Annotated in this window: 28 protein-coding genes; 12 read left to right on the top strand and 16 right to left on the bottom strand. The window is 39.7% G+C overall.

Annotation, left to right across the window (positions count from 1 at the left end; all coding sequences use genetic code 11):
- Nucleotides 1-15 precede the first annotated feature (15 nt).
- Complete coding sequence (locus DU508_RS16980; RefSeq protein ID WP_115403966.1) at nucleotides 16-420, top strand: Arm DNA-binding domain-containing protein; 405 nt, start codon at nucleotides 16-18, stop codon at nucleotides 418-420.
- 109 nt (nucleotides 421-529) lie between these two features.
- Here DU508_RS16980 and DU508_RS16985 read toward each other — a convergent pair whose 3' ends face one another.
- Both DU508_RS16985 and DU508_RS16990 read right to left on the bottom strand, forming a co-directional pair.
- Entirely contained in the window at nucleotides 530-1,402 is an 873-nt protein-coding gene (locus DU508_RS16985) for a universal stress protein (protein WP_115403967.1), read from the bottom strand.
- A 71-nt stretch (nucleotides 1,403-1,473) separates the two neighbouring features.
- The gene (locus tag DU508_RS16990; RefSeq protein WP_115403968.1) at nucleotides 1,474-2,361 is read right to left on the bottom strand and encodes a universal stress protein; all 888 of its coding nucleotides are present in this window, start codon (nucleotides 2,359-2,361) and stop codon (nucleotides 1,474-1,476) included.
- A 116-nt stretch (nucleotides 2,362-2,477) separates the two neighbouring features.
- On the opposite strand from DU508_RS16990, the gene DU508_RS24350 reads away from it, so the two are divergent.
- Complete coding sequence (locus DU508_RS24350; protein WP_115403969.1) at nucleotides 2,478-2,591, top strand: IS3 family transposase; 114 nt, start codon at nucleotides 2,478-2,480, stop codon at nucleotides 2,589-2,591.
- Between the two features lie 154 nt (nucleotides 2,592-2,745).
- Here DU508_RS24350 and DU508_RS17000 read toward each other — a convergent pair whose 3' ends face one another.
- The 4 genes from DU508_RS17000 to DU508_RS24135 form a co-directional block, all read right to left on the bottom strand.
- Nucleotides 2,746-3,615, bottom strand: a complete 870-nt coding sequence (locus DU508_RS17000; RefSeq protein WP_115403970.1) for an aldo/keto reductase — start codon at nucleotides 3,613-3,615, stop codon at nucleotides 2,746-2,748.
- Nucleotides 3,616-3,709: 94 nt separating this feature from the next.
- Nucleotides 3,710-4,507 (bottom strand): putative quinol monooxygenase, encoded by a 798-nt coding sequence (locus DU508_RS17005; protein ID WP_115403971.1) that lies wholly within the window; start codon nucleotides 4,505-4,507, stop codon nucleotides 3,710-3,712.
- A gap of 49 nt (nucleotides 4,508-4,556) precedes the next feature.
- A complete protein-coding gene (locus tag DU508_RS17010) occupies nucleotides 4,557-5,132 on the bottom strand; it encodes a TetR/AcrR family transcriptional regulator (RefSeq protein ID WP_115403972.1) in 576 nt (191 codons plus the stop codon).
- Nucleotides 5,133-5,224: 92 nt separating this feature from the next.
- Entirely contained in the window at nucleotides 5,225-5,365 is a 141-nt protein-coding gene (locus tag DU508_RS24135) for an alcohol dehydrogenase catalytic domain-containing protein (protein ID WP_317047853.1), read from the bottom strand.
- A gap of 137 nt (nucleotides 5,366-5,502) precedes the next feature.
- Between DU508_RS24135 and DU508_RS17020 the strand changes: the two genes are divergently transcribed.
- The 4 genes from DU508_RS17020 to DU508_RS17035 all read left to right on the top strand — a co-directional run bounded on the left by DU508_RS17020 (nucleotide 5,503) and on the right by DU508_RS17035 (nucleotide 9,206).
- Nucleotides 5,503-6,204, top strand: coding sequence for a type 1 glutamine amidotransferase domain-containing protein (locus tag DU508_RS17020; RefSeq protein WP_233509660.1), 702 nt, complete (start codon nucleotides 5,503-5,505; stop codon nucleotides 6,202-6,204).
- A complete protein-coding gene (locus DU508_RS17025) occupies nucleotides 6,204-7,145 on the top strand; it encodes an NAD-dependent epimerase/dehydratase family protein (RefSeq protein WP_233509661.1) in 942 nt (313 codons plus the stop codon). Before DU508_RS17020 ends, DU508_RS17025 begins: the two co-directional genes overlap by 1 nt.
- 15 nt (nucleotides 7,146-7,160) lie before the next feature.
- The gene (locus DU508_RS17030; protein ID WP_115403975.1) at nucleotides 7,161-8,096 is read left to right on the top strand and encodes a helix-turn-helix domain-containing protein; all 936 of its coding nucleotides are present in this window, start codon (nucleotides 7,161-7,163) and stop codon (nucleotides 8,094-8,096) included.
- A 126-nt stretch (nucleotides 8,097-8,222) separates the two neighbouring features.
- Nucleotides 8,223-9,206, top strand: coding sequence for an alpha/beta hydrolase (locus tag DU508_RS17035; protein ID WP_115403976.1), 984 nt, complete (start codon nucleotides 8,223-8,225; stop codon nucleotides 9,204-9,206).
- Between the two features lie 226 nt (nucleotides 9,207-9,432).
- Here DU508_RS17035 and DU508_RS17040 read toward each other — a convergent pair whose 3' ends face one another.
- The 7 genes from DU508_RS17040 to DU508_RS17070 form a co-directional block, all read right to left on the bottom strand.
- Nucleotides 9,433-10,329, bottom strand: a complete 897-nt coding sequence (locus DU508_RS17040) for a helix-turn-helix domain-containing protein (RefSeq protein ID WP_115403977.1) — start codon at nucleotides 10,327-10,329, stop codon at nucleotides 9,433-9,435.
- A gap of 39 nt (nucleotides 10,330-10,368) precedes the next feature.
- Nucleotides 10,369-11,373 carry an aldo/keto reductase gene (locus DU508_RS17045; protein ID WP_115403978.1) on the bottom strand — a complete coding sequence of 335 codons (1,005 nt, stop codon included), beginning with the start codon at nucleotides 11,371-11,373 and terminating at the stop codon, nucleotides 10,369-10,371.
- Nucleotides 11,374-11,920: 547 nt separating this feature from the next.
- The gene (locus tag DU508_RS17055) at nucleotides 11,921-12,355 is read right to left on the bottom strand and encodes a hypothetical protein (RefSeq protein ID WP_147273651.1); all 435 of its coding nucleotides are present in this window, start codon (nucleotides 12,353-12,355) and stop codon (nucleotides 11,921-11,923) included.
- A gap of 21 nt (nucleotides 12,356-12,376) precedes the next feature.
- Nucleotides 12,377-12,517 carry a hypothetical protein gene (locus DU508_RS23890; RefSeq protein ID WP_158542197.1) on the bottom strand — a complete coding sequence of 47 codons (141 nt, stop codon included), beginning with the start codon at nucleotides 12,515-12,517 and terminating at the stop codon, nucleotides 12,377-12,379.
- A 146-nt stretch (nucleotides 12,518-12,663) separates the two neighbouring features.
- Nucleotides 12,664-13,083 carry a hypothetical protein gene (locus DU508_RS17060; RefSeq protein WP_147273652.1) on the bottom strand — a complete coding sequence of 140 codons (420 nt, stop codon included), beginning with the start codon at nucleotides 13,081-13,083 and terminating at the stop codon, nucleotides 12,664-12,666.
- A 277-nt stretch (nucleotides 13,084-13,360) separates the two neighbouring features.
- Complete coding sequence (locus DU508_RS17065) at nucleotides 13,361-15,802, bottom strand: hypothetical protein (RefSeq protein WP_115403982.1); 2,442 nt, start codon at nucleotides 15,800-15,802, stop codon at nucleotides 13,361-13,363.
- A gap of 189 nt (nucleotides 15,803-15,991) precedes the next feature.
- Nucleotides 15,992-16,348 carry a winged helix-turn-helix transcriptional regulator gene (locus DU508_RS17070; RefSeq protein WP_115403983.1) on the bottom strand — a complete coding sequence of 119 codons (357 nt, stop codon included), beginning with the start codon at nucleotides 16,346-16,348 and terminating at the stop codon, nucleotides 15,992-15,994.
- Between the two features lie 106 nt (nucleotides 16,349-16,454).
- Between DU508_RS17070 and DU508_RS17075 the strand changes: the two genes are divergently transcribed.
- The 3 genes from DU508_RS17075 to DU508_RS17085 all read left to right on the top strand — a co-directional run bounded on the left by DU508_RS17075 (nucleotide 16,455) and on the right by DU508_RS17085 (nucleotide 19,140).
- Nucleotides 16,455-17,210: an SDR family NAD(P)-dependent oxidoreductase gene (locus DU508_RS17075; protein WP_115403984.1), complete on the top strand. Its 756-nt coding sequence runs from the start codon at nucleotides 16,455-16,457 to the stop codon at nucleotides 17,208-17,210.
- A gap of 19 nt (nucleotides 17,211-17,229) precedes the next feature.
- Complete coding sequence (locus DU508_RS17080) at nucleotides 17,230-18,000, top strand: glucose 1-dehydrogenase (RefSeq protein ID WP_115404122.1); 771 nt, start codon at nucleotides 17,230-17,232, stop codon at nucleotides 17,998-18,000.
- Between the two features lie 144 nt (nucleotides 18,001-18,144).
- Entirely contained in the window at nucleotides 18,145-19,140 is a 996-nt protein-coding gene (locus DU508_RS17085) for an SDR family NAD(P)-dependent oxidoreductase (RefSeq protein ID WP_115403985.1), read from the top strand.
- Between the two features lie 250 nt (nucleotides 19,141-19,390).
- On the opposite strand, the gene DU508_RS17090 is transcribed toward DU508_RS17085, so the two are convergent.
- On the bottom strand, nucleotides 19,391-19,738 hold the full coding sequence (locus tag DU508_RS17090) for a winged helix-turn-helix transcriptional regulator (RefSeq protein ID WP_115403986.1): 348 nt from the start codon (nucleotides 19,736-19,738) through the stop codon (nucleotides 19,391-19,393).
- 95 nt (nucleotides 19,739-19,833) lie between these two features.
- Here DU508_RS17090 and DU508_RS17095 point away from each other — a divergent pair, with 95 nt between their 5' ends.
- Nucleotides 19,834-20,577: an SDR family oxidoreductase gene (locus DU508_RS17095; protein WP_115403987.1), complete on the top strand. Its 744-nt coding sequence runs from the start codon at nucleotides 19,834-19,836 to the stop codon at nucleotides 20,575-20,577.
- A gap of 23 nt (nucleotides 20,578-20,600) precedes the next feature.
- Complete coding sequence (locus DU508_RS17100; RefSeq protein WP_115404123.1) at nucleotides 20,601-20,987, top strand: DoxX family protein; 387 nt, start codon at nucleotides 20,601-20,603, stop codon at nucleotides 20,985-20,987.
- A 157-nt stretch (nucleotides 20,988-21,144) separates the two neighbouring features.
- Here DU508_RS17100 and DU508_RS17105 read toward each other — a convergent pair whose 3' ends face one another.
- Nucleotides 21,145-21,768 carry a response regulator gene (locus DU508_RS17105; protein WP_115403988.1) on the bottom strand — a complete coding sequence of 208 codons (624 nt, stop codon included), beginning with the start codon at nucleotides 21,766-21,768 and terminating at the stop codon, nucleotides 21,145-21,147.
- On the bottom strand, nucleotides 21,761-23,698 hold the full coding sequence (locus DU508_RS17110) for a tetratricopeptide repeat-containing sensor histidine kinase (RefSeq protein WP_115403989.1): 1,938 nt from the start codon (nucleotides 23,696-23,698) through the stop codon (nucleotides 21,761-21,763). Before DU508_RS17110 ends, DU508_RS17105 begins: the two co-directional genes overlap by 8 nt.
- 145 nt (nucleotides 23,699-23,843) lie before the next feature.
- On the opposite strand from DU508_RS17110, the gene DU508_RS17115 reads away from it, so the two are divergent.
- A complete protein-coding gene (locus DU508_RS17115; protein WP_115403990.1) occupies nucleotides 23,844-24,572 on the top strand; it encodes a hypothetical protein in 729 nt (242 codons plus the stop codon).
- The last annotated feature ends 3 nt before the right edge of the window (nucleotides 24,573-24,575 follow it).

Raw genomic sequence — 24,575 nt, forward strand, 5'->3', positions numbered from 1 at the left:
GAAAAAAATAAAGAAATGAAAAGCGACCAAACCTTGACGATTCTGTTCTGGTACCTCAAATCAAAAGCGGATTCTAATGGTTTTGCCCCGATCATCTGTCGAATCTCAATTGACGGATCAAACGAGGAGTTTTCAATAGCCCATAAAGTCCACGTTGACCATTGTGACATTGACACCAAAAGGGTTAAAACAGCCAAAAACGCAAAGGTCATCAATTCCACCATCAATGGGATACAAAGCAACCTTGAAACACAGTTTACGGTTCTTAAAACACAGCATGAGACCATCAGTCCCCTAATGCTGAAAAATGCGTACAATAATCTTCCCGTTGACCATAAAAAAGGGAGCAAGAGATCAGATGTTAAAAAAATGCCCACCCTTTTGGAGCTGACCGACCAGCCCCTAACATTTCGACGATAACAATTGATTGCGAACTTTCGGAGATTGTACTCTCGGCCTAACGTAAAGTTACTCATACTGATAAATCACGACGGCTTCACTGTTTTGAAGACATATGACTATAGAGATATCAATCATTTGGATGATAATTTTCCGGCACAACTAAAATTGGAACCAGGGTTTGTCTTGCCATTTTCTGGCAATAAGACTCTTTTAAAATATTACTCCAAAAGCCATGGTTTCTATGAACCATCACAAACCAGTCTATTTTCATGTGATTCATAAGCCATTCAAATCCCTCCTCTTCTCCTCGATTATAAACGCTTTGACAAGAGAGCGGGATCTCATAAACAATCGTCTTTAACTGTTGCATGAAGGCTCCGACTTTATCACTTACCAAGGTGCTAGTATCCGCAACAATGTGTGCAATCTTGATCTCAGCGCCCAACTGTTTGGCCATACCAGCAAGGTATTTTATAATTTTCACATCACTCATACTCAAGTCGCTTGCGAAAACAATTTGCTTGCCCCCTTTGAAAGTCACATCCTGAGGAATGAGAAGCACCGGAAAACCAGCAACATTGATTAAATCTCTACTGGTGCTCCCCATAAAAAAACGTCGCATTCCCCCCGCACCAGAAAGTCCCGCGATCACCAATCCTGCCCTCGTCTTTCTAACGAGTTTCGACAGATAGACGTAAGGCGGCCCAAAACCTGCTGCCACTTCGATCTCGGGAAAGGTTGAAGAAGGGTCTGTCCCATTCAGATCCTGATGGTGCGATTTATCTTTCAATTCGTGGAGTTCATTAATGGTCGCCATCCTTATCTCTTCGGATCCTTCAAAGGGGATGTCTATCCCGGCCGGAGTGACGACTGGTATAGGAACTGATACAGCATTGGCCAGAAGAAGTTTGGATTTAAAGATTTTAGCCAAATTTATGGCGTATTCGACAGCATTATCTGCGGCTTTTGAAAAATCGGTAGGTACGAGTATTGTTTTCATAGCAATTTATTAATGTTGAAATCTTGTTGATATAAATAAATGAGAAAGAAAAAACCCTGAACAATCCTAATTCATTTCGGGCTGAAATATTCCCGATGTACAAAATGCTCAGGAAAAACAAGAAGTGGTTTCTGTTGAGCGGAAAGTGCACCACTGAGTGTGTTTTTTTTAAACAGCGACGAGAGAAAGGGTCGGTGATGTTCAGATAATGCCAGCCAGTCTGCCCCCAAAAACTCACTCCATTGCCCCAACAAACTCAGTACCGGACGGCCAAGAAGGTGCCGATAGGTCAGCGTATGGCTTTCCAGTGATTGCAAGTGAGAGACAAAACGATTTTCCCGCTCTATCTCTCGGGGATTTATTCCCCTCTCCTTTTTAACATGAACCACTTCTGTGGTAAAACCCATCATGCTCCCCATCAATGAGAGATAGGAACAGGCAGCGAGATCGTTTTTGTTGAAGTCGGTCGCAAATACTACCTTGGCAGTGTTCTGAAGTGGTTTGGTTTCTGGCGGGATGATGAGTATCGGGCAATTAGAAACGGCAACCACTGCGCTGATGGCATCCCCGAACAGCAGATGTGCAAAAGCACCTGATTTACTTTTTCCCATGATGACGAGTTCGACACTGTTTTTTTCCATCGAATGTTGGACAATGCCAGCAATATTACCCTCAGTCATTATCGAATTCACCATGGGACGATACACATCTCCGGCCAATGCATCTGAAAGTTTCTTCAGTTCGGTTATTTGAAGCTGAAAGCGTTCTCGCTGCTCGTCATAGAGATCGCTATACCATTTTGCCCGATATGAGCTGGCATCAAGAGCCGGAACGTATGGCACACCATTGTAAACGTTCAGGAGGAGCAGGTTGCATCTCAAACGGCTGCAGAGGTCAATTGCATTTTCTTGAAGGCCCTCTGCCCGAGAGAGATCTGTTAATAGGAGAATATTCTTCATAACACCAAATATCTTTAAGAGAAATTTCACTCAAAACTCCGTTTTTTGACGGTAAGAAAAATGATTCTGGTCAGGATCCCCTATGAGAAAGGTCACACTTCCGATTTAGTTTCGTAATGAAAACTGAGATGGTTTATCAAAGAACTTTCAAAACCAAAAAAGCAGCATACATGGCAGTCTTTGAATATATAGCGGTTTGGTTACAACGGAAAAGAGCCATTCCCCGTTAGGTTATTTGACTCCTTTAGAGGTTGCAAAAACGATAATGAATAGAAAAAGAGCAGCATAATTTGCATCCAAAAGAAATCTCTAATATACTATTGCAATTCCATTATTGTTATAAATAAGGCTGTCTTAAAATAGATTTTTCAAGACAGCCTTTTGTTATGAAGCACTTGTTGTGAGATTTTCAAAAGTCATATTGGTTAACCATTCTGCCATTTCAGGGTCTCTATGGTCAAAAAAGACACTTTTATTTGTATCTAGGCTACTGATTGCTGTCATATCATTCGCATCCAACTCAAAGTCCCAAACGTTGTTATTCTCGATCAATCTTTCTTTTCGCACCGATTTTGGGATTACAGCTATTTCTCGCTGAATAAGCCATCTTAAAACAACTTGTGCGACAGACTTATCGTATTTTTTTCCTATGGACGAAAGCAATTCATTACTGAAAATATCATTTTTACCTTCGGCAAAAGAAGCCCAGGATTGTGTAAATACATTTTTTTTTCTGAGCAGTTGATGTTCGGCTTCTCTTTGATAAAATGGATTTACCTCGATTTGATTTACTGCCGGAACGATTTCGTTATGTGCAATCAAATCAATGATCCTATCAGGGAAAAAGTTACTGACACCGATGGCCCTTATTTTGCCTTCTTTGTATAAGTCTTCCATAGCACGCCACGAACCATAATAATCGCCAAATGCCTGATGGATCAGATATAAATCCAAATATTCCAATTGAAGTTTCTGAAGTGAATCTTCAAAGGCTTTCTTTGTTTTTTCGTAACCTGCATCAGACACCCAAAGTTTGGTGGTAATAAACAGCTCTTCTCTTGGCACACCGCTTTTTTTAATGGCATTACCCACTGCTGATTCGTTTAGATAGAAAGCTGCCGTGTCTATAAGACGATAACCTGATTCAATGCCTTCTATAACCGTTCTTTCACATACTTCAAGGTCGTTTACCTGAAATACACCTAAGCCTAGCAGAGGCATTTCAACACCATTATTCAATTTGATTTTTTTCATTTTTCTAATTTTTATTGAACCATTAAACAATAATTAAACTGATCGTTTTAAAATGACTTAAAAATATATAAGTCAGATTTTATTTTTATCTACTTTATTTGTTAACCGAAATATCTTTCACAAGCCAGCGAGTGTGCATCGGATTTGATGCAAATATATCTTCCAGTAATTTGTTCATCTTTTTTGAATATTCCTGCTCCAGATGAGCCTTGTGATCATCGGCATTTTTCCAACTTTCAATTAGAACAAATTTATTGGATTCATTGACATATTGATACAGATTAAATTCTAAGTTACCTATCGCGTTTCTTGATGGAAGTGTAACTTCCCGCATCGTATTGATAAAACTTTGTCGCTTGTCGGGTTTTACATCAAACAGGACGATTACATTGCGTGTTAATTCAGGATTTTGAGAAATTACTGCTTCTCGTGCAGGGATTTCATTCACTTCTTTCAATTCAATAGATTTAGCTTCTCTTGCCAAAGACTGTTGAATTACACTGATTGCATTTTTGAAATAATCCTGTTCTTTATGAAAATTATGGGCTTGTTTGTTTTCAAAACGTTCAAACCAAAATGCCTCATATTTGCCGTCTGCTGGCTGGTACAGGCTGAAAGCCAGATTTCCTGATTCTTGCCTTGAATGGCTTACATTATTTTGAACTGCCTGGACAAAATCGTTCCATTTCTCTTTCTTAATTTCACCGAAGAAACCCAATTCCTGAAAGGTTTCAGAAATTTCTTGTTCGGTTCCATCATCGGTTGTATCAATTTTATTTTTATTTGATTCTGCCTGATTGCAACCAGTAATCATCAATAAACTGATTATTCCAAATGTGAGATTAGGAATCCACCCATTCCTAATTTGTTTTCTTCTCTCTTTTGTTTTCATATTATCTATTATTATTTTAAACCGTTCGTTTCAATATTGGACAAAAAAATTATTTGATGATAGATCGAAATAATATTTCAGCTGATTGCTTGGTTAATTTCTTGTCAGAAAATAATATTTGATTGTAATAAATAGATGCCAATCCTGAAACAATAAAATGTGCCAATGCCCGAGTCGATTTCTCGGTTTTTAGACTTCCATTTTCTTTCGCTTTATCCAATAAAGTTTCTATTTGTTCTACTGCGGATAATGTTTGCTTTTTTAGAATTTTATTCACTTCTTTATCTGCAAGGGCAAGTTCATAAATGGAATTGGTAAAAAGACAGCTGGTTTCGATAATGGCAGATTCAAAAACAGAATTGATAATATTTTTTACCGACTCCAAAGGATTACTACCTTTTTCTACAGCTTCACTGTATTGTTTGCTCTTATTTTGAATATATTGATTTAATGATTTTATAAATAATTCGTGTTTGTTGCCATAAGTGAGATATATACTGCTCCTATTGATTTTCATGGCGTTTTCCAGGTCATTCATTGACGTGGCACTGTATCCTTTTTTCCAGAAAATATCTCGGGCTACGGTCAGCTTTTCTTCGTAATTAAATTCTTTTTGTCTTGGCATAACAGGGTAAAGATAATTAATTAAACTGAATGGTTTAAAATAAAATTATTTTTCTGACCGAACAATATGTTTATGCCCGAGTTTTTTCGTGTTCAATACACTTCCAAACCGTCTTCGCAATGTGGGCAATGTCCGCAGGAATTTACAAATGTTCCAACTCCTGCAAGATCGCCAACTTTAAAGTTCTTAACAAGGTCGCCCACTTTTACCACGCGTCCTAAGATCTCATGCACGGAACTATTGTTTACCATATGACTCATCCTGGATTTACTAGCAACACAGAGATTTTGTTACAATCTCCCTTCATACGGTTACATCAATTTTAATTTTCTTTTGGAACTTTGTATCACTAAAAAATCGCAATATGAGTATGTTGAAAATTTTAATCGTTGTGACCAACATCAATGCTTATGCAAGCGGCAACCTTGAAACAGGTTTGTGGTTAAGCGAATTAACGCATATCTACCACGCAGCAAAGGAAAAGGGATATGAAATTACTATTGCCAGCCCAAAAGGTGGCAATGTGCCAATTGACCCGGAAAGCCTGAAGCCGCTAACGCTTGACAAAATTTCTAAATCATATTGGAATGAACCCGGTTTTCGTGAATTGCTAAAAAATAGTAAAAGTTTAGCCAATGTAGCCGACCAGAAATTTGAAATGGTATATCTGGCAGGTGGACACGGTACGATGTACGATTTCCCGAATGATACGACAATGCAGACCATCATCAGAAAGCAGTATGAAAGCGGTAAAATGGTGGTTGCGATTTGCCATGGTGTTGGTGGGCTGCTGAATGTAAAATTATCCAATGGAGAATACCTGATTAAAGGCAGGAAGATAACAGGTTTTAATTGGTTTGAAGAAAGTCTTGCCCGAAGAAAAAAAGAAGTCCCCTTTAATCTTGAAGCGGGACTGAAAGAAAGAGGCTCTGATTACAGGAAAGCATTCATTCCAATGACCTCAAAAGTAGTGGTGGACGGAAATCTGATAACCGGGCAAAATCCGTTCAGTTCAAAGGAAACGGCAAAAGTAGTAATGAAAGAATTGGAAAAACAAACGCAAAATAAATAATGATGCAAACGATATTAGGAGCCAACGGGCAGATTGGCGAAGAACTGGCAAGGGAACTCAAAAAGAACTTTACCTCTGACATCAGGATTGTAAGCAGGAACGCCAGGAAAGTGAACGATACCGATACCGTTTTTTCTGCGGATTTATCCATCAGGGAGCAGGCAATAGAAGCTGTAAAAGGCAGTGAAATCGCATATTTCACATTAGGGCTTCCGATAAGTTCAGATTTATGGGAGCAACAATTTCCGTTGATTACCCAAAACGTGATTGATGCCTGTAAAATCAATGGTGCAAAACTGGTATTCTTTGACAATACCTATATGTACCCGCAAGATGACCGTGTACTTACGGAACAAACGCCTTTCGCTCCTGTGGGCAGGAAAGGTAAAGTAAGAAAGGCAATGGCGGAAATGGTTTTAAGGGAAATGCAGACAGGCGGGCTGGAAGCCGTGATTTGCCGTGCACCGGAGTTTTACGGCCCCGGCAAAACGCAGAGCATTACCAATACCTTACTTTTCAATAACATCAAAGAGGGCAAAAAATTAAAAGTACCGCTAAGCGATACCAAAAAAAGAAGTTTGATTTGGACACCCGATGCGAGCAGGGCAACCGCCTTAATAGGCAATACGCCCGATGCTTTCGGACAAACGTGGCATCTGCCTGTGGATGAAAGCCATCCTACCTACAAAGAATTTATTGAATTGGCTGCGGATGTGTACAAGAAAGAATTGAAACACGCTGTTATGCCGAAGTTGCTTTTTAAGATAGGCTCGCTTTTCAATAAAAGGGTAAAGGAACTGCTGGAGTTGTTGCCAAGATACGAACACGACAATGTGTTTGAGGGCACAAAATTCAGAAATCGTTTTCCTGATTTTGCGGTAACCACTTACAGGGAAGGTATGGAACAGATTAAGAACGAACAGCTTTCATTACAAAAATAAATTGATAATTTAGCGATGTATAAATCTGAAAATCAACAAATGAAAGCCCCGGCAAAAGTTTCATCGATAAGTGCATTGCATCAGTTTTTAGGATTGGCGAAACCGTCCAATCCCCTGATCAGCGTGTTCGATTTCGATGATGTGAAACTGGAGCCGGAAACCATTTTAAGTGCTGTGACAACGGATTTTTATGTTGTTGCACTGAAGAAAGATTGCGCAGGCGGCAAATGCAGGTATGGTCAGCAGTATTATGATTATGACGAAGGCATTATGTACTTCATCGCTCCGCATCAGGTGCTGCAGTTTGACGATGTGCTCCTGAACGGCGTGAAGGGGTTCGTGCTGGTGGTTCATCCCGATTTTTTTCACGGCCATCCTTTGGCATCGCAGATCAAAGACTATGGGTATTTCTCGTATGCAAGCAATGAAGCGCTTCATCTTTCCGAAAAGGAAGAAAAATCCATCATGGACATCATTGAGAATGTCGGCCGGGAAATAGAGAACAACATGGATGCTTTCACGCAGGAGCTGCTGGTGTCCAATCTTGATCTGTTGTTGAAATACTGCGACCGCTTCTATAACCGCCAGTTCCTGACCAGGAAAAAAGCCAACAACGATCTGCTTGCCAAACTGGAAGCTTTACTTGATGAACATTTCAAAAATGATCAGTTGGTCGTGAATGGCATTCCCTCTGTTCAGCTTGTGGCCAATGCGCTTCATTTGACTCCAAATTACCTGAGCGATATGTTGCGGGTGCAAACAGGACAGACCACACAGCAGCATATCCAGAACCGGCTGATGGAAAAAGCAAAGGAATTGTTGTCCACCACTTCAATGTCGGTTTCACAGATCGCTTATCAATTGGGATTTGACCATCCGCAATCCTTTCATCGTCTGTTCAGGAACCGTACATCCGTTTCTCCTCTGGAATTTCGGGCCTCGTTCAATTGATGAGTGATTTCCGTTCCAATGCCATCAGAGATATCGTTACAATCTGCCGTGATTCGGTTACTTCACTTTCAATCAATAAATAGAAATTTATGGAAAAGAAAACATTGATTCATAATCGTAAACATCATGGCACAGATTATCCCTGCGGAAAAAGATCCGCAAATATTGACTGGAATCAGAGGATTTTTGAAAGAATTGAACAGCAGTGGCGGAAAGCCAATGGAGGAGATGGAACCGGATGAGGCAAGAAAGGTGCTGGAAGATGCTCAAAGATCCGTGAAAGTCGACACTTCCGGTGTGATAGAAACCGAAAAGCTCATCACTCAGGACGGCATCACAGTGAAAACCGTGATCGTAAAACCTGACGACGCAATGGACAGGGTGCTACCGGTGTTTGTTTTCATTCACGGCGGCGGATGGGTTTTAGGGGACTATCCAACGCATAAGAGATTGGTAAGGGATTTAGTGGCGAACAGCGGTGCCGCTGCGGTTTTTGTGGATTATACGCGATCTCCCGAGGCCCAGTATCCAGTCGCGATCAATGAAATTTACGCAGTCACAAGATGGGTCTCAGAAAATGGGGCCGAGATTGGTGTTGACGGCACTAACCTGGCCATTGCAGGAAACAGCGTGGGTGGCAATATGACCGCCGTGACCTGCCTGATGGCAAAAGACAAAGGCGGCCCGGACATTAAGTTCCAATTGCTCTTATGGCCTGTGACCGATGCTGATTTTGCCCGTGAGTCCTGGCAAAAACATACAAAAGACCGGTTTTTAACTGCCAATATGATGAAGTGGATGTGGAATCATTACCTGCCGGACATTGAAAAGAGAAAGGAATATTATGCCTCTCCGTTTCAGGCATCACTGGAAAAACTGAAAGGATTGCCTCCTGCTTTGGTTCAGTTGGCCGAAAATGATATACTTTTTGACGAAGGGTTGGCTTACGCCCGCAAGCTGGATGAAGCCGAAGTGCCGACCACGATTCAAACCTTCAATGGTTTTATACATGATTACGGCCTGTTGAATCCTTTGGATCATATCGAGGCGGTCAAATTCTCCACAAAGCAGGCAGCGCTGGGACTTCGCAACGCCTTGTTCCCTGAGTAATTTGTTACGGGTGTTTTTCCACAAGCATGATATTCTGTGAGCGGTCCACAAGTTCGACTCTTCGCCGTCTAATTCCACAGGGAATTATCTTATCGAGGCTTTTTTTCCGATCTCTTTCTGCCCCGTCAATGATCGTAAATGCCAGGTCACGGTTGAGGCAAATTAAAACGCAGACTACCTGCAAGGTCGCTGAGAAAGCGAAACTTGCTCTTAAAAAAGCGATGCCTCAATTAAATGAAGTCCGGAATTCCAAGGGTGATGTCTTCGTTTTCTTTTTAAACAGCGTGCTAAACGATTGGGCGTGTTCGAAACCCAAGGCATATGCGATCTCACTGACAGAGAGCTCTGTCGTGGTCAGCTTCTCTTTCGCTTTCTCAATGAGTTTTTCGTGGATATGCTGCTGGGTGTTTTGTCCGGTATGCACGCGCAGAAGATCACTTAAATAGTTGGGCGATAAATTCATCAGCCCTGCCAGATATTGCACGGTCAACAGCCCGTGCCGGACGGCGGCACCTGTATTAAAATAGTCATCAACAAGCTCTTCAAACCTGCTGAGCAGTTGATGGTTATTGTTTTTACGGGTAATGAATTGCCGCTCGTAAAAGCGCTTGGAGTAACTCAAGAGCAATTCTATCTGGGATAAGATGATCTCCTGCGTGTGCCTGTCTATATGCTGGCACTCTTTGTTGATCTTGGTCAGGATCGTGATAAGGTCGTCCTCCTCTTCGGCAGAGAGATGAAGTGCCTCGTTCACCGCGTAAGAGAAAAAGCCGTAAGTGCCGATATTCTTCGCCAATGGGTGATGCAGCAGAAAATCCGGGTGAAAGATCAGCAGGTAGCCCGATCCGCATCGCGTGTTTTGGAGATCGAGATACTGTACCTGGTTAGGCGCAGTAAAACTCAGCACCCCTTTATCATAATCATAATGCTGCTGCCCATACCTGATCTTGCCCGTGGCCTCTCGCTTCAGGGCAACACAATAGAACCGGTTGACAAAACCTTTCCAGATATCGTCTTCCAGAAAAACACTCTCTTTTAGGTTGATGACGCTGACCAATGGATGGCGTGGCTCAGGTAAAGACAACAAGCGATGAAATTCTGAAATGGACTTGATGGCGTTCATAACACTAATTTATGATTATTATATTATAACCGTTAATGATCAATCAATAAGTCCCATGCTAAATTCATCGTATGGTTTACCGGTATCGGTGCCAAGCGGAACAATATTTTCCAATGTGACGAGGTCTTCATCACTTAGCCGGATGTTGGTGGCCGCGATATTCTGTTCCACATATTTGCTGCGCTTTGTGCCCGGTATGGGCAATATCCCTTTGGTCATGATCCAGGCCAGCGCCAATTGCGATGAGGTAACATCCTTTTGCCTTGCCAGTTCTTCTATTGCCCTCACCAGTTCGATATTCTTATAAAAGTGCGCCTCCTGGAAACGGGGAATAGCCCGGCGGAAATCTTTTTCGGGCAGATCATCTATGCTACGGATCTGGCCCGATAAGAATCCGCGACCCAGCGGCGAGTAGGCCACGAAGCCTATACCCAATTCAATAAGCGTGTTCAGTACGCCGCGTTCCTCCACCGTGCGCTCAAATAAAGAATATTCGCTTTGTACTGCCGTGATCGGATGAACTGCATGGGCTCGTTTTACCGTTTCTGAAGATACCTCTGACAAACCTATATAACCGATCTTTCCTTCCTTAACCAGTTCGCTCATGGCTTCGACCGTTTCTTCGATCGGCGTATTTTTATCAAGGCGATGCAGATAATACAGGTCGATGTAATCGGTGTTAAGATTTTTAAGCGAACGTTCCAGTGCCTTTTTAACATAGGCTTTTTTGCCGTTGATGGCCCAGGTCACTTTGTTGCTGTCATCTATCTCCCATCCAAACTTGGTGGCGATAATATATTTGTCGCGGTTACCTGCAATAGCTTTTGCAATAAGCTGCTCGTTCTTTAGCGGGCCGTACAGATCAGCCGTGTCTAAAAAGTTGCCGCCTAATGCTAATGAACGGTGGATGGTTGCGATAGCTTCCTGCTCATCGGCCGGCCCGTACATATGGCCCTCTTCGAACCCGGTCATGCCCATACAGCCTAACCCGATAACAGGGACGGTCAGCCCCTGGCCGCCCAATGCGATTTGTTTTATGCTCATAGTGTCGATCTTTGTTTTTACAAAGGTCTGCAGGAAGAACGGCACGTAAGTTTGCAAACCCCTGAATGTTGTAAGCAAAACAAGGACGACAATGGGGATCGGGTTTCGCTATCGGGTCCTGAATACTCCTGCCTGCGATAAGCGCTGATGATAATCATTAGCAATGCTATTAGTCGGTTTCCAGGAATAAAGTCAATCAGCATTGGGTTTTATTTCAGTGCTTTTTGGTTTGCTGTGGAAGAAATAATTAAGGTGTTTTTCGAAGCAAACCCTCTCTCCTATCAACAGAAATGAATTGTTCTGGCATTTTCATGGTAGCGTTTGCTTTAACTTTGTTATGGTTAACGTCGAACCCGGCAGTTAGTTGAGTATTATATCTTTTGTAAATATTAGCTAACTTCTCCGAATCTTCCAGAAATTGGTTCGACAAACGTACCATAGAGATTACGAAAATTCAAAAACCATCTTTATTTAATTTAAAGGTGTTTTTTGTTTTTGCAGTATTTCGTAATCGTGCTTATAATTAAATAAAAAAACCTTGTCTTTATCAAAAAAATACATGAAAAATGATCTGTCTGAATTTCTCGTTTTTTTTAGACAATTCTAAAATGAAAGGTGTGGAGCGAGCTTTTAACGATAAATCTGAACTTTTAATATCATATACATACACAGAGCTTTCTATACTATCAATTGCCACAATTTGTGAGATTGCATCGGAGATGACTAACGATGGCTCTGCCTTTTCAGTGTATTTCCATTTTAAAACTGGCAGCAACTTTAACCTGTTATTATTTGGATCTTCCCACGATTTGTTCCAAATGATAACTTTTTTTGATATGGAATCATATTGTTTGCCCACCACGGAAAAGACACTATCTAACTGCCGCTGATAATCAACCATTTGCGCTTTCAATGGCGAAACCAAGAAAAGAAGTACGACAATACCGACAACCGTAAAGATATTCTTTTTTACAAATTTCACTTATTTCATTATTGGGAGTACTTAAAATTTGATTTCTTGTTTCATGTCGATCACCTTTGCACCCATAAACTTACTAAAGTGATCAGTTACCACATAAGAATCTGGTTGGAGATTATAGTATGAAAGCTTTCCATCAAAAGTGACACCTATTGTCTTCATCATCGTCAGGAGTAATTACTACTTCTTCTAATTCCTGCTATTGTATCACTGCTTCCTTTTGTCCCTCCTTTTAAGGGTAATCAATCCAATTGAAGGATTTCTTCTAGCCTTTGAGAGAGGAATTTAAATGCATATTTGCTATTCTGTGTTTATTTCTTTACATATATTGTGCTTGGACCATCATAGGCATCAATAAAAAGAGTAAGGTTATTATCTTTTTTTTCTATAAAAGTTCGTACATCACTGCTATTATCGTAAATGATTCTGTTTTTCATGGCATTCGTTAAAATACTCGTTTCCTGAACGATCTGAAAAGTACCTTTTGTAACAGGTTGATGATTGGAAAATATTTCATAAGATGAACCGCTTAAGATTATTATATTTCCATTGCCCGAAGAATAATCTGTTCGAACTCCATTCAACCCATTTACTGACGATTTCATTTCCCATGTACCTTCATATAAGTTCAGCTTATCATCATCTTTATCTTTTCTACAACTCAATAAACTTAGGGTCATAAAAACCCAAAACAAACATTTTAAATTTTTTAGAGATCGTTGATTTCTCATATCGCTTTAGATTTATTAATTATATTTTGTGTTTAGAACATGGATTTCGGTTGAGCTTTAAAATAAACCTCTGAAGGCAGTTATGTGCAGATAATTGATTAGAGAGTATATGATTCATTTTCATAAAGTTAGTAATGATAATATTAAAAACAAACTTACATTTCAGCGCTTGCATTAAGATCTTCTTTGTTGTTTTTATGAAACACAGATTATCCATGTTAAATCATAAGCCATCATTTCTCTTTCTTATTACTCGCAAAACAATATTTTACTACGATCATTCTACCTGATAAGTAAATGTTTTTCTGAATACTTCCCCGGTTGATGTTATTCCTTCAAAAATTATTGAATATGCACCGGGCTGAGTGCTATTTAAAAATTTTAATGTTACCCTTCCATTAACATCAGTAATTAAATCAGGGTTCCAGTATAATGTTTTACCAAGTTCCTGCTGTGCACTTGGCGCATCATTAAATTTTGGTGCAGTGAATACAACTTGTTTTTGAAACAACGGGGGCAGAGAAACACTATTCTTTAAAGCAGCATCGCCGGAATTACTACCTCTTTTTGTAGTGATCAGCAGAACCCCACCCGATCCCTTTATGCCATAAGTCCCTATATATCCTGCAGATTTCATAAACTCTACGCTCTCTACATCGCCCGGATTAATATCCCCTAAAGAAAAGCCTTCTGTGCCATCTACCAATAATAAAACTTTAGGGTTATTTGTTCCTACATTCGACCAAAGGTTTCCATAAGGATCAACCCCTGTTAAAAGAGAGTAAATCTGTCCCATGCTGGTTAACTTGGAAAGTATTTCGCCTGTAAAAATCTGATCGGCTCCTCCAGGGCCATTTAAATTGACAGAATGAGAATTCTTCGGCAATTTATTCAAAGAACGATTACCAGAAATTTTGACTTCGGCTAAACCTATAGACCGATTTTGAATGAGCTTTTTGCTACGGTTATCTGCTGAAATGGCCATATATTTTTGGAGTAACGCCACATCTGATGGATCAGAAGTAGGACTTAGCAAAGATTTAACATATCTCTCATCTATTGTTGCCACGAAATTATTATCAGGTATTATCTGGTATTCAATATTAGATCTGCCATTAACATCTATCCTCATTGGTTCATAGATTAAACTATCCGGAAGCATAAAAACAAATCTTCCCTTATCATCCGTCAATGTATCAATTAACAAACCATGGGTAAGGGAGCCTATTAATAAAGTAATCTTGATACCTCCCAGATTGGTTTTGCTTTTTGAAACGATCCGCCCGTTAAACTCAAAGCCTTTTGGATGCTCGGGGCCATTTACGAGTTTTTTTCCAAAAAACGATCTATCGTTTCTATGAGTCAACAACAGTTCATTAAGTTCTTTATCCTTTCCGAGTAATGGGGCTGTGAAGTAATAGTTTGGTTTTTGAACCGGGAAGTCGAGATTTGCAGTGAGCAAGAGATCACTCAAAATCGATGTTTCTTGAACTTCATCGAAAGGAAGGTTGTCAGAATGGTTTACTGATACTGAAAAACTCCCCGGAACCGGTTTACCGAATTTATCCCTTACCTGTACTTCCAATTCAATCAAACTTTTCTTTTTATACGATTTTTTTCGGTTTAAGATTTCAATGCCTGATACACCTGGCACCCAGTTGAATACCAACCTTTCTGCTTCTAATTCTTTTTTTTCATTGATGATCATAAGATTCAATATTCCGTTTGGAAGCTTATATCTCGGAATATCTAAATTGATCTGCCTATCAGGGAATCTGGTCTTGAATTCAAACAAAGGCCCCTCTTCTGACAAAGGAAGAAATATGATTTCATTGCCATTGATATATGCGTTGCTTGCTTCCAGTACTATCGAAAGTGTATCGGCATGACCATCCCTTACCCAAATAGAATAACCATTTTTTCTTACATCTTGTAAATCAATCTTTTTTTTTGTGCTATCACTAAAAGTAATTTCCGCTGAATAAGTAGAACTGAATTTTGGTGTGAACGTAATTGATCCTATCCCGGAATGCATTATACTGAAAGTATCAATCAGTCGATCTGACTGATCGACCAAACGTCCTTTCGCTCTTATTCCAAAACCTTTATCATCGATTACCTTTATTCCGACCGTGTTTGCCAAACCATCAACCAACCCTTGCCCTTTCGGAAAAGTCTCTATATTGTATTTTGTGTCTTTCGCTGGCAAAAAAAATTGTCTCCCCTCTTCCCCCGAAATTTTTTTTATAGTGAGCTGATCTTTCTCCGGGGATTTATCAATAAGCATAAGGATCTTTTTAAAAAAACCTGATCTCTTAGAATCAATAATATTTTCTGTGTACCCTCTAATGAGGTAACTGCCACCTTCCAGGCTGTCTGGAAATGAAAAATAACCTCTTGCAAATCCAACATGTATAGGAACTGAAATATTTTTCCTGACTTTAGCAGTCGCATCGATAAGGTCAATATGCAGTACGCTGCTTTTATCGCTAGGTATATTTTCTTCCCCATAAACTATATATCCTTTGAACCACGCAGTATCACCCACTGCATAGAACTGTCTATCAAAATGAATATGTACCTTTTCCTGAAAGCTTCCTGTTCCGCGCTCTTTTACATCCGCTAAAACATCCATTTTTGGAGAACTTTCTTGCGATCTCGATTGTAGTGAGAACAACAACAGAGAAAGAAACATATATTTTTGAAATCCGAAAGCCATGTTTTTATTTAATTATCAGACAAAATATTAAAACTCTTCAATTTCATAATCATCTGGAAATCTATTACCTTTCAAAAAGAAGGTTGGGAAACTTGAATCCAGGCAGTTCGGGTACCAGTCTGTCATTATTGAATGGAGAATGTCCTTGTTAATCTCAACAACGGCAATAAAATAAGTAAGCGAAACATTTTAATTTTTCCCGATGATTTCCTTTCGGTGTTCTATTCCCCAATCCGTTAGGTTGTTAATGATGGTCTGTAACGTTTTGCCGTGTTTGGTAAGTTCATACTGAACAGTTACAGGGTGCGTGCTTAAAACGGTTCGTTCAACCAATTTGTTTGTTTCCAGTTCCTTTAATTCCTTGCTCAACATTTTGTTCGAAATACCCACTACATCATTCAAAATGTCAGAAAATCTTCTTTTGTTGTAATGGCAGATAGATGAGATGATATAGATTTTCCATTTCCCGCTCAACACATCCATTGCATCGTGGATCGCCATCATTTCTTTTTTGCGGTCCTCTTGAAATTCTTTTTTGCACTCCATAAGTTGCTTTGTTACTTGAAGGTTACTGTTACTTTTCGTTACAAAGTTACTAAAATATATTTCTCTGATCTAACTTTGCAGCTTAAGAATTCAATAAATATAGGAAATGAATAAATTAAAGAACAAAGTAGCCGTAGTTACGGGAGCATCAAAAGGAATAGGCGCATCTATTGCTAAATATTTTGCGGCAGAGGGTGCAAAGGTTGTTGTGAATTATGTTTCGAGCAAAGAAGGTGCAGAGAAAGTAGTAAAAACCATAACCAATAACGGAGGCACAGCAGTTTCCGTGCAGGGTGATGTATCAAAAGAAACTGATGTGGTCAGATTGTTTGAAGAAACAAAAAATGCTTTCGGCACGCTGGATATTTTGGTAAACAATGCAGGTATATATCTATACGAGCCGATTGAACAGATATCATCAGAAACTTTTCATCAACAATTCAATATCAATGTTTTGGGATCCATACTTGCTATCCAGGCAGCTATAAAACTTTTTGGTGATAAAGGTGGCAATATCATCAACATCAGTTCAGGTGCAAGCAATACACCATTACCAACCGGGTCGGTATATTCTGCTACGAAGGCTGCGTTAGATGCCATTACAATTGCTTTGTCGAAGGAGTTTAGTGGAAAAAATATCCGTATCAATTCTATTTTACCAGGCGTTGTGGAAACTGAAGGTTCGCATAGTGCAGGCTTTATCGGCAGCGATTTTGAAGCCAAACTAATTGCCAATACACCACTTGGCCGTACCGGTCAGCCAGAAGATATTGCAAGAGTAGCCGTATTTCTTGCTTCAGATGATGCAGCATGGATTACGGGCGAAAAAATATCCGTTTCGGGTGGTATTTATGGAATTTAATGATTTTAAAAAAGACAAAATGAGCAAATTAAAAAACAAAGTAGCAGTAATAACAGGAGGCAATAGTGGCATCGGGTTCGGCATCGCAGAAGCGTTCAAAAATGAAGGTGCAATCGGCACGATCACAGGAAGAAATCAGGATACACTTGACCAATCTGTTAAGGAACTTGGAACAGATTTTATAGGCATCAAAGGCGATGTGACAAAGATGGAAGAGCTGGAACAGATTTTCAAAGATACCTTTAACAGGTTCGGCAAGATTGATACGGTGGTGGTTAATGCCGGTGGTATAGTAGATGGCAGTCCGATGGCGGCCATTACTGATGTTACGGAAGACAACTATGACCAGTATATGAATTTAAATTTGAAGAGTGCTTACTTTACTGTACAAAAAGCACTTCCGTACTTAAATGATGGAGCATCTATCATTCTCATTGGTTCCAGCGCAGCACACCGTGCAGCACCGGGAATGACGATATATGGAGCGGCTAAAGCAGCGGTTATATCGCTGGCTAAAGGTTTATCACTTGATTTGTTAGAAAGAAAAATCAGAGTAAACACATTGTCGCCCGGTTCTATTGATACACCGGTATTTGGTAAAATAGTACCGCAGGAAAAAGTAGAACAGGTTAAACAGGTTTGGAAAGACCTGATTCCAGTAGGCAGAATGGGATTACCTTCTGATATTGGAAAAGCAGCGGTTTTCCTTGCCGCTGATGATTCTTCCTTTATTGTCGGAACTGAAATCCTTTCAGATGGAGGCATGACAAATATCAGTCTGATGCAATAATTATGTTAAACGATAGCTTAAAGGCATTCTGGTTCCACGAACACTACTGTTTGTTTGATATTTATCTCCCTGGCAATGAACTTTTGAACAAGATAGCCAGGGGTTTGTATAATCAACCTTTGCTATTAACAAAATAATGATAAAATGGTACAGAACAATTATAAAGGAGCGTTACAGAAACCCATTGGTTCAGGATTTAACGCAACATCAACTACAAATGATGTAATTAAAGGAATAGACCTTAAAGGTAAAATTGCCATCGTTACAGGCGGTAACACAGGCATTGGTTTAGAAACGGTAAAAACCCTTTCCAAAGCAGGGGCAACAGTTATTGTTCCTGCAAGAAATGTCGAAAAAGCAAGGGAAAACCTGCTAGGAATTGCCAATGTTGAAATAGAGGAAATGGATTTGATCAATCCCGGTTCAATCGACCGCTTTGCCGGAAAGTTTTTGGCTTCTGGCAGACCAGCGCACTTGCTCATTAACAATGCAGGAATTATGTTTGTGCCCTTGCGTCGCGATTCAAGAGGCATCGAATCGCAATTGGCAACCAATTATCTGGCAGTGTTTCAGCTTACTGCCAGATTGTGGAAAGCATTAAAAAAAGCAAATGGCGCAAGAGTGATCAATGTTTCCTCCCTGGGACACCATTTTGCATCTTTTAATTTTGAAGATCCGAATTTTGAACATCGTGAATATGAAACATTGCAAGCTTATGGACAGTCAAAAACCGCTATCAACCTGTTTTCACTTGAACTGAACAATCGTGCTCAATCATTCGGGGTAAGCGCATATTCAGTGCACCCCGGTAATGTTTGGGGAACGGAGTTAACCAGAGAAGCACCATTGGAACTGTTGCAGCAATTTGGCTTTTACGATGACAAAGGAAATCCGGTGCAGGAAGTGATTGCATCGCTAAAAATCATTCCGCAAGGTGCGGCTACAACGGTTTGGGCCGCTACGAGCCCACTACTAAATGAAACGGGTGGTGTATACCTCGAAGATGTTGACATTGCTGAATTAGCTGTTGATTCATCAATACCCAATGGTGTAAAACCGTATTCTTTAGACGAAGCCGGCGCCAAACAATTGTGGAAACTGACCGAGGAATTGACAGGTGTTATATTTAACATCGGTTAATTTTTCATATTGCATCATGCGAGCAATATCGCATTTCAATTCAACGGTTTGTGCCAGCATTTAAAACCGTCAGCTCAAATTTAGACTAAGGTTTAATCGTGGTACAACCGTTGAATTCCAAGTTCACTATTATGGGCATAAATTATATAGTTAAATCGTTTTCGTTTTGAGTTTCTTCTTCTAAAATCAATAAGATAACTTCGGTTACTTTTTTTATGCTGGAGGCCGATATAAAACCTCCAAAATCCAACTATTGCCCAATAATCTTTCTTCTGTGGTTTTGACCCCAGCGAATCATGGCATCTATTACTTCTTTAAGCGTTTCGGCGTACTCCGTTGATGAATATTCAACAGTAATGGGCTTTGTATCACAAACTTTTCTGCTAACGAGCTGATTTATTTCAAGTTCATGCAATTCCTTAGATAATATCCGTGGGGAGATTCCTGATGCTCTTGACAGTTCCCCAAAGCGCTTGGTTCCATTGTTTACCAATATGGAAAGAATAACGAGTTTCCATTTTCCATTAACCACATAAAGCGTATCCTGAATGGCAGAATGTACGTTATCGCAGGCAATATCAGATGATTTATTTTTCATACTATCTTGTTTGTAACTACTTACCTTTTAGTAATTGGTTACAAACATACCGTATTAATCTTTCAACTTTGTGCTTCAATTAAAATAATTTTAAAATGGAAAAATTTAAAAACAAAGTAGTTGTAATTACAGGCGGAAATAGTGGTATTGGTTATGCTACCGCAAAAGAATTCAAATCACAGGGTGCAACCGTAATAATAACAGGAAAAAGGGAAACTGCATTAGATAAGGCTTCTAAAGAACTCGGTGTAAAAGCAAAACTTACTGATCAGGCAAATTTGCAGCATATTGATGATCTGGTGGCTGAAGTAAAGAATTCTTTAGGCAAAGTGGATGTTTTGTTTATCAATGCAGGCGTAGCCTTCTTTGCGCCAATTGAATATACTTCAGAAGAACAATTTGACACCATGGTTGATGTTAACTTCAAAGGCAGCTTTTTTACACTTCAGAAATTCGTTCCCATTCTTAATGATGGAGCTTCTGTTATCTTTTTAGCTTCAGGCAATACCGCTCTGGTCATGGAAAATAGTGCTGTCTATTCAGCGAGCAAGTCTGCGGTTGGTCATTTGGCAAAAATTGCAGCGAAGGAACTTGCACCAAGAAAAATAAGGGTAAACACAGTGAATCCCGGACCAACTGAAACAGATATGCAGAATAAATTTGGTATGGATGAGGAAACATTACAGGGCATGAAAGATATGATCATCAGCCAGGTACCGCTTGCAAAAATGGGAAAACCCGAAGATGTGGCTAAAATGGTTGCCTATCTTTCTGATCATACGGTATCTTCTTTTATTACTGGTGGGGAGTTTTTCATTGATGGCGGTATGGCCTTATAGTATGAATGATAAATTTTAAAAAGATGAAAGCAAAAACAAAAAATATTACGGGTTGGGTATTAAGCGGGTTGATTGGCCTGATGCTTGGCGCATCGGCAATTGACAAAATTATAGGAAGTGAGCATGCTTTACAAACGGGAGCATCGTTTGGCCTATCGGCAGGCACATATTCTGTTTTAGGGATGATTGAGATTTTTTCAGTTATTTTATTCCTTTATCCCAGAACAGGAATCCTCGGAACACTATTATTATCGTCCTATTTAGGTGGTGCAATTGCTACCCATTTGCAGCATCATCAAAGCATTTTATTTCCGATGGCTTTTGAAGCCGTTGCATGGATTGCTGCCGTAATCCGTTTCCCTGAATTAAGGTTGAGAATATGGAACGACAAATCTATAGGTCAGGTATAACAAAACATAAAGAAAATGCCATAACCACTTCGCAGTAACCCATTTTTGATCACTTATGCCTAAGCCCTTTAAAGGGCTAGGCTAAAGGAATTCTTTTACCCTCCTACCTGAACCAATATTGAAAACCGTCATTCATCAAATTGTTATCTACAAGTTTTTATACCAACCCGTGTTTTGCTGCCAGTTTTATCAAACCAGCGGTATTATTTACATCAAATTTTGTAAGTAGGTTTTTACGATGGCTGTCAACAGTATATGGGCTTACAAATAATTTTTCTGCAATTTGCGAATTTGTAAAACCTTCGGCTATAAGAGACAGCACTTCCTTCTCCCGGCTGGTGAGCATTGGTACCTTGCCCATTTCATCTTGTTCCTTTTTACTCAGTTCGAGTTCTAAACTCATGTATAGCTTGTTTCCGTTTACAGTAATAATGGCTTCTTCAATTTGTTCTCTTGAAGCACTTTTAAGCAGATAGCCCGATGCACCTTGCTGCACCATCTGCGAGATCAGGCTTCGTTCGTTAAAAGTGCTCATGGCAATGATTTTAATAACTGGATATTCTTTTCTGAGTTTTGCAGCAAGCTCTACCCCACCAATTTCGGGCATGCTGATGTCGGTAATCAAAATATCTGGCATATCTGCCTTGATCAGTTCCATCGCCTGATATGCATTACGTGCAAGACCAGCAATAAATACAAAATCAATCTGCGAAAGCATGGCTTGCATACCTTCCAATACCATCGGGTGGTCATCTACCACCAACACTTTTATTTTATCCATTGTCTTCTATTGTACATTCGATATATACCGAAGTGCCTTTGCCCTGCTGTGATTTAACATCCATGCGGCCTCGCAAATAATCGACCCTTGAACGTATGTTCTGCAGGCCTGCAGTGTTTTTTTGTTCCCATCCAGTTGTATCGAAACCTTTGCCGTTATCTTCAACTGTAATGGTAAGCAACTGCTCACGTCTAACCACTTGAACAAGTACATGTTGAGCGCCAGAGTGTTTTATCGCATTATTGACCAGTTCCTGAACGATACGGTAAATGGTTACTTCAGTGGCAGCATCCAGTCTTTTTTCAAGACCATAAAATTCAGTATCGATAACAAATATACCCGAAGTGCTGATGCTGTTGCAATAGTCATGCAGTGCTTGTTCCAAACCAAATCGGATCAGGGCTTCGGGCATCATATTATGTGCCACACGGCGCATTTCAGAGATAGATGCATCCAGTTTGTTCAGCGCACTATTGAACAACATTCCATTTTCTTCTGTTAAGATAAGATTTCCTTTCATAGCTCCTAATTGTAGTTTTACACCGCTCAGCATTCCGCCCAGCCCGTCATGCAGGTCTTTGGCCAAGCGGCTACGCTCATCCTGTTGTCCTTTCAATAATGATTGAGTGGCCAATAACTGCTTTTCTGTTTCAAGCTCCCTGATACGTTGTTCCTGTATTTTTTTGCGATGGTTATAATTTCGGTAACCTAAAGTAGAAATTACAATAAGAGAGATTAAACCAGCGATTAAAAACCAATTTACCAAGTTCTGGCGATTAATTTTTTCATCTTGAAGAGTGAGTTGTGTATTCTTTTTATCCAATTCGAATTTCTTTTCGATATTGATGGTATTATTCAGTATTTGCTCATTCAATAAACTATCTTGCAGTTGTTTCGATTCGTTTTCATACGCTTTTGCCTTCCAAATGTCTTTTGAGATGTATGCCAAAGAAGCCAGTTGTGCTAAAATCAGAATCTTTTCATCTAGCAGTTGATGTTTTTGGGAAATAGTTAAAGCATTTTCGGCGAACTGCAGGGATTTTTCATAATCTCTGGTGTACATATAATAATATGAAAACCCACGTAATGCTGTACTTTCACTATCGCGTAAATCATGTTTTTGGGCGTTTTTCAGCGCTAATTCATAGTGTTTTTTGCTTTCATCCAATTGCTTTTTCCAAAGATATACATCGGCAAGATTTAGTTCGATGGCAGCCAATAAAACCTCATCATTGATTTTACTTGCGATTTGCGCTGCTTCATTGAAATAGATATACGCCGAATCTTTTTGGTTGATGCTTCCGTAAACCACTCCTAAATTGTTAAGTGAATACGTCAACATTTTGGGCTGGCCGAGGTGCCGGAATTCTGCAACCGCCTTTTTTCCGTGTTTTTTTGCCATATCGTATTGTCTCATCGAGGTGTACAGCACCTGCAAAATATCATTGGCTTGAGCCATATAGGCTTTATTGTCAATCTTGTCAAACAATTTTAAGCCCTTTTGATAATTTTCAACTGCCGATTGATAATCGGACAAATGTTGATACGAAGTCCCCGTGTTGAAATAGGCCTTAGCTAAATGTTCATCGTCGTTTAGTTTTTTGGCTTCTTCAATGCCTTTGATATTCCAAAACAAGGAAGAGTCAATTTTTCCCTGCATATTAAGTGCGTAAGTGTAATTGCTAATGAACTTCACTTCTGTTAAAGGGTAGTTGATTTTGTTTCCTAAAGTTCGTGCTTGTATATAATAGGACTTCGCTTTTTCCAAATCCGAGTTTTCAAATTCCTGTCCGATTTTGATCAGCAATAACACTTTGTTTTCGTCTTCCTTTGCTGACTTTAAAACATTCAGCAAACTGTCTTGTGCACGTTGGCTTTGAGCAGAGACCGTATATAAACAACAAACAAAAATCAGGAGCCACTTTCTCATGATGCAAATTACGATTGGTTAGCCCATATCATCAATCCCTTTTTCAGGGGATTTTTTCTTTCTTAAAATTCCACTTTTTTCGGGATTGTACCAAACAGTAAAGTACACCAATTTTACACTGCAAACAATTTAAATTTTTATTCCTATGAAAAAGTGCATTTTATACTTAACAATTGTATCATTTTTAGTAATGCTATCTTGCTCAAAAGACAAAAATAAACCAGATGAAAATAATAATGACAGTAAACCACCTTTCGAAATATGGATGGGACTGAAAACTGGTTCAACCGGTAACTGGGCTAATTTAGATTGGAAGATCGTACTGTCCAATGGAGATTATTTTAACCAGCTACCAATAGACGGTTTTTTAAATTTTTCCAGAAACCAGACTGGAGGTACCTGGGGAACTTTTGCAATGAATGGCAGTACAGGAACCTTTACCAATCAGTATGAAACCATTCAGGTAAAAAAGATAAGTGATACGGAACTGGAAAAGGTTGGCTATACCAACCATGTGTATAAGCTGGCCTCTGTGGATGGTGTAAAACTTTCTGGAAAATACAATACTATACCCAATTGGTCAACCATTCCAAACTATCCTTACAACGCCACCGAACCGCAGCCTATGATTGAATTTACGGCTGCTGGTACTTTCAAGGATCTGGGCGCATTCGTTTCCAACTTTTCAATGCCAAATCAATATCCGGAAAGAGCGCCCGGAAATGGCACCTATGAAATAAAAAGCTTCACACTAATCCTCAATTATGCTGACGGCAGGAAAATCACCAAGTCATTTAGCGGTGTATTTAACAATAAGATTACTGCTACCAGCGAGCTCGTTTTTGTTGGCGGAAACCCATTTTATAATCAATAATGA

It is taken from the genome of Pedobacter chinensis, from assembly GCF_003339865.1.
Taxonomy (GTDB): domain Bacteria; phylum Bacteroidota; class Bacteroidia; order Sphingobacteriales; family Sphingobacteriaceae; genus Pedobacter; species Pedobacter chinensis.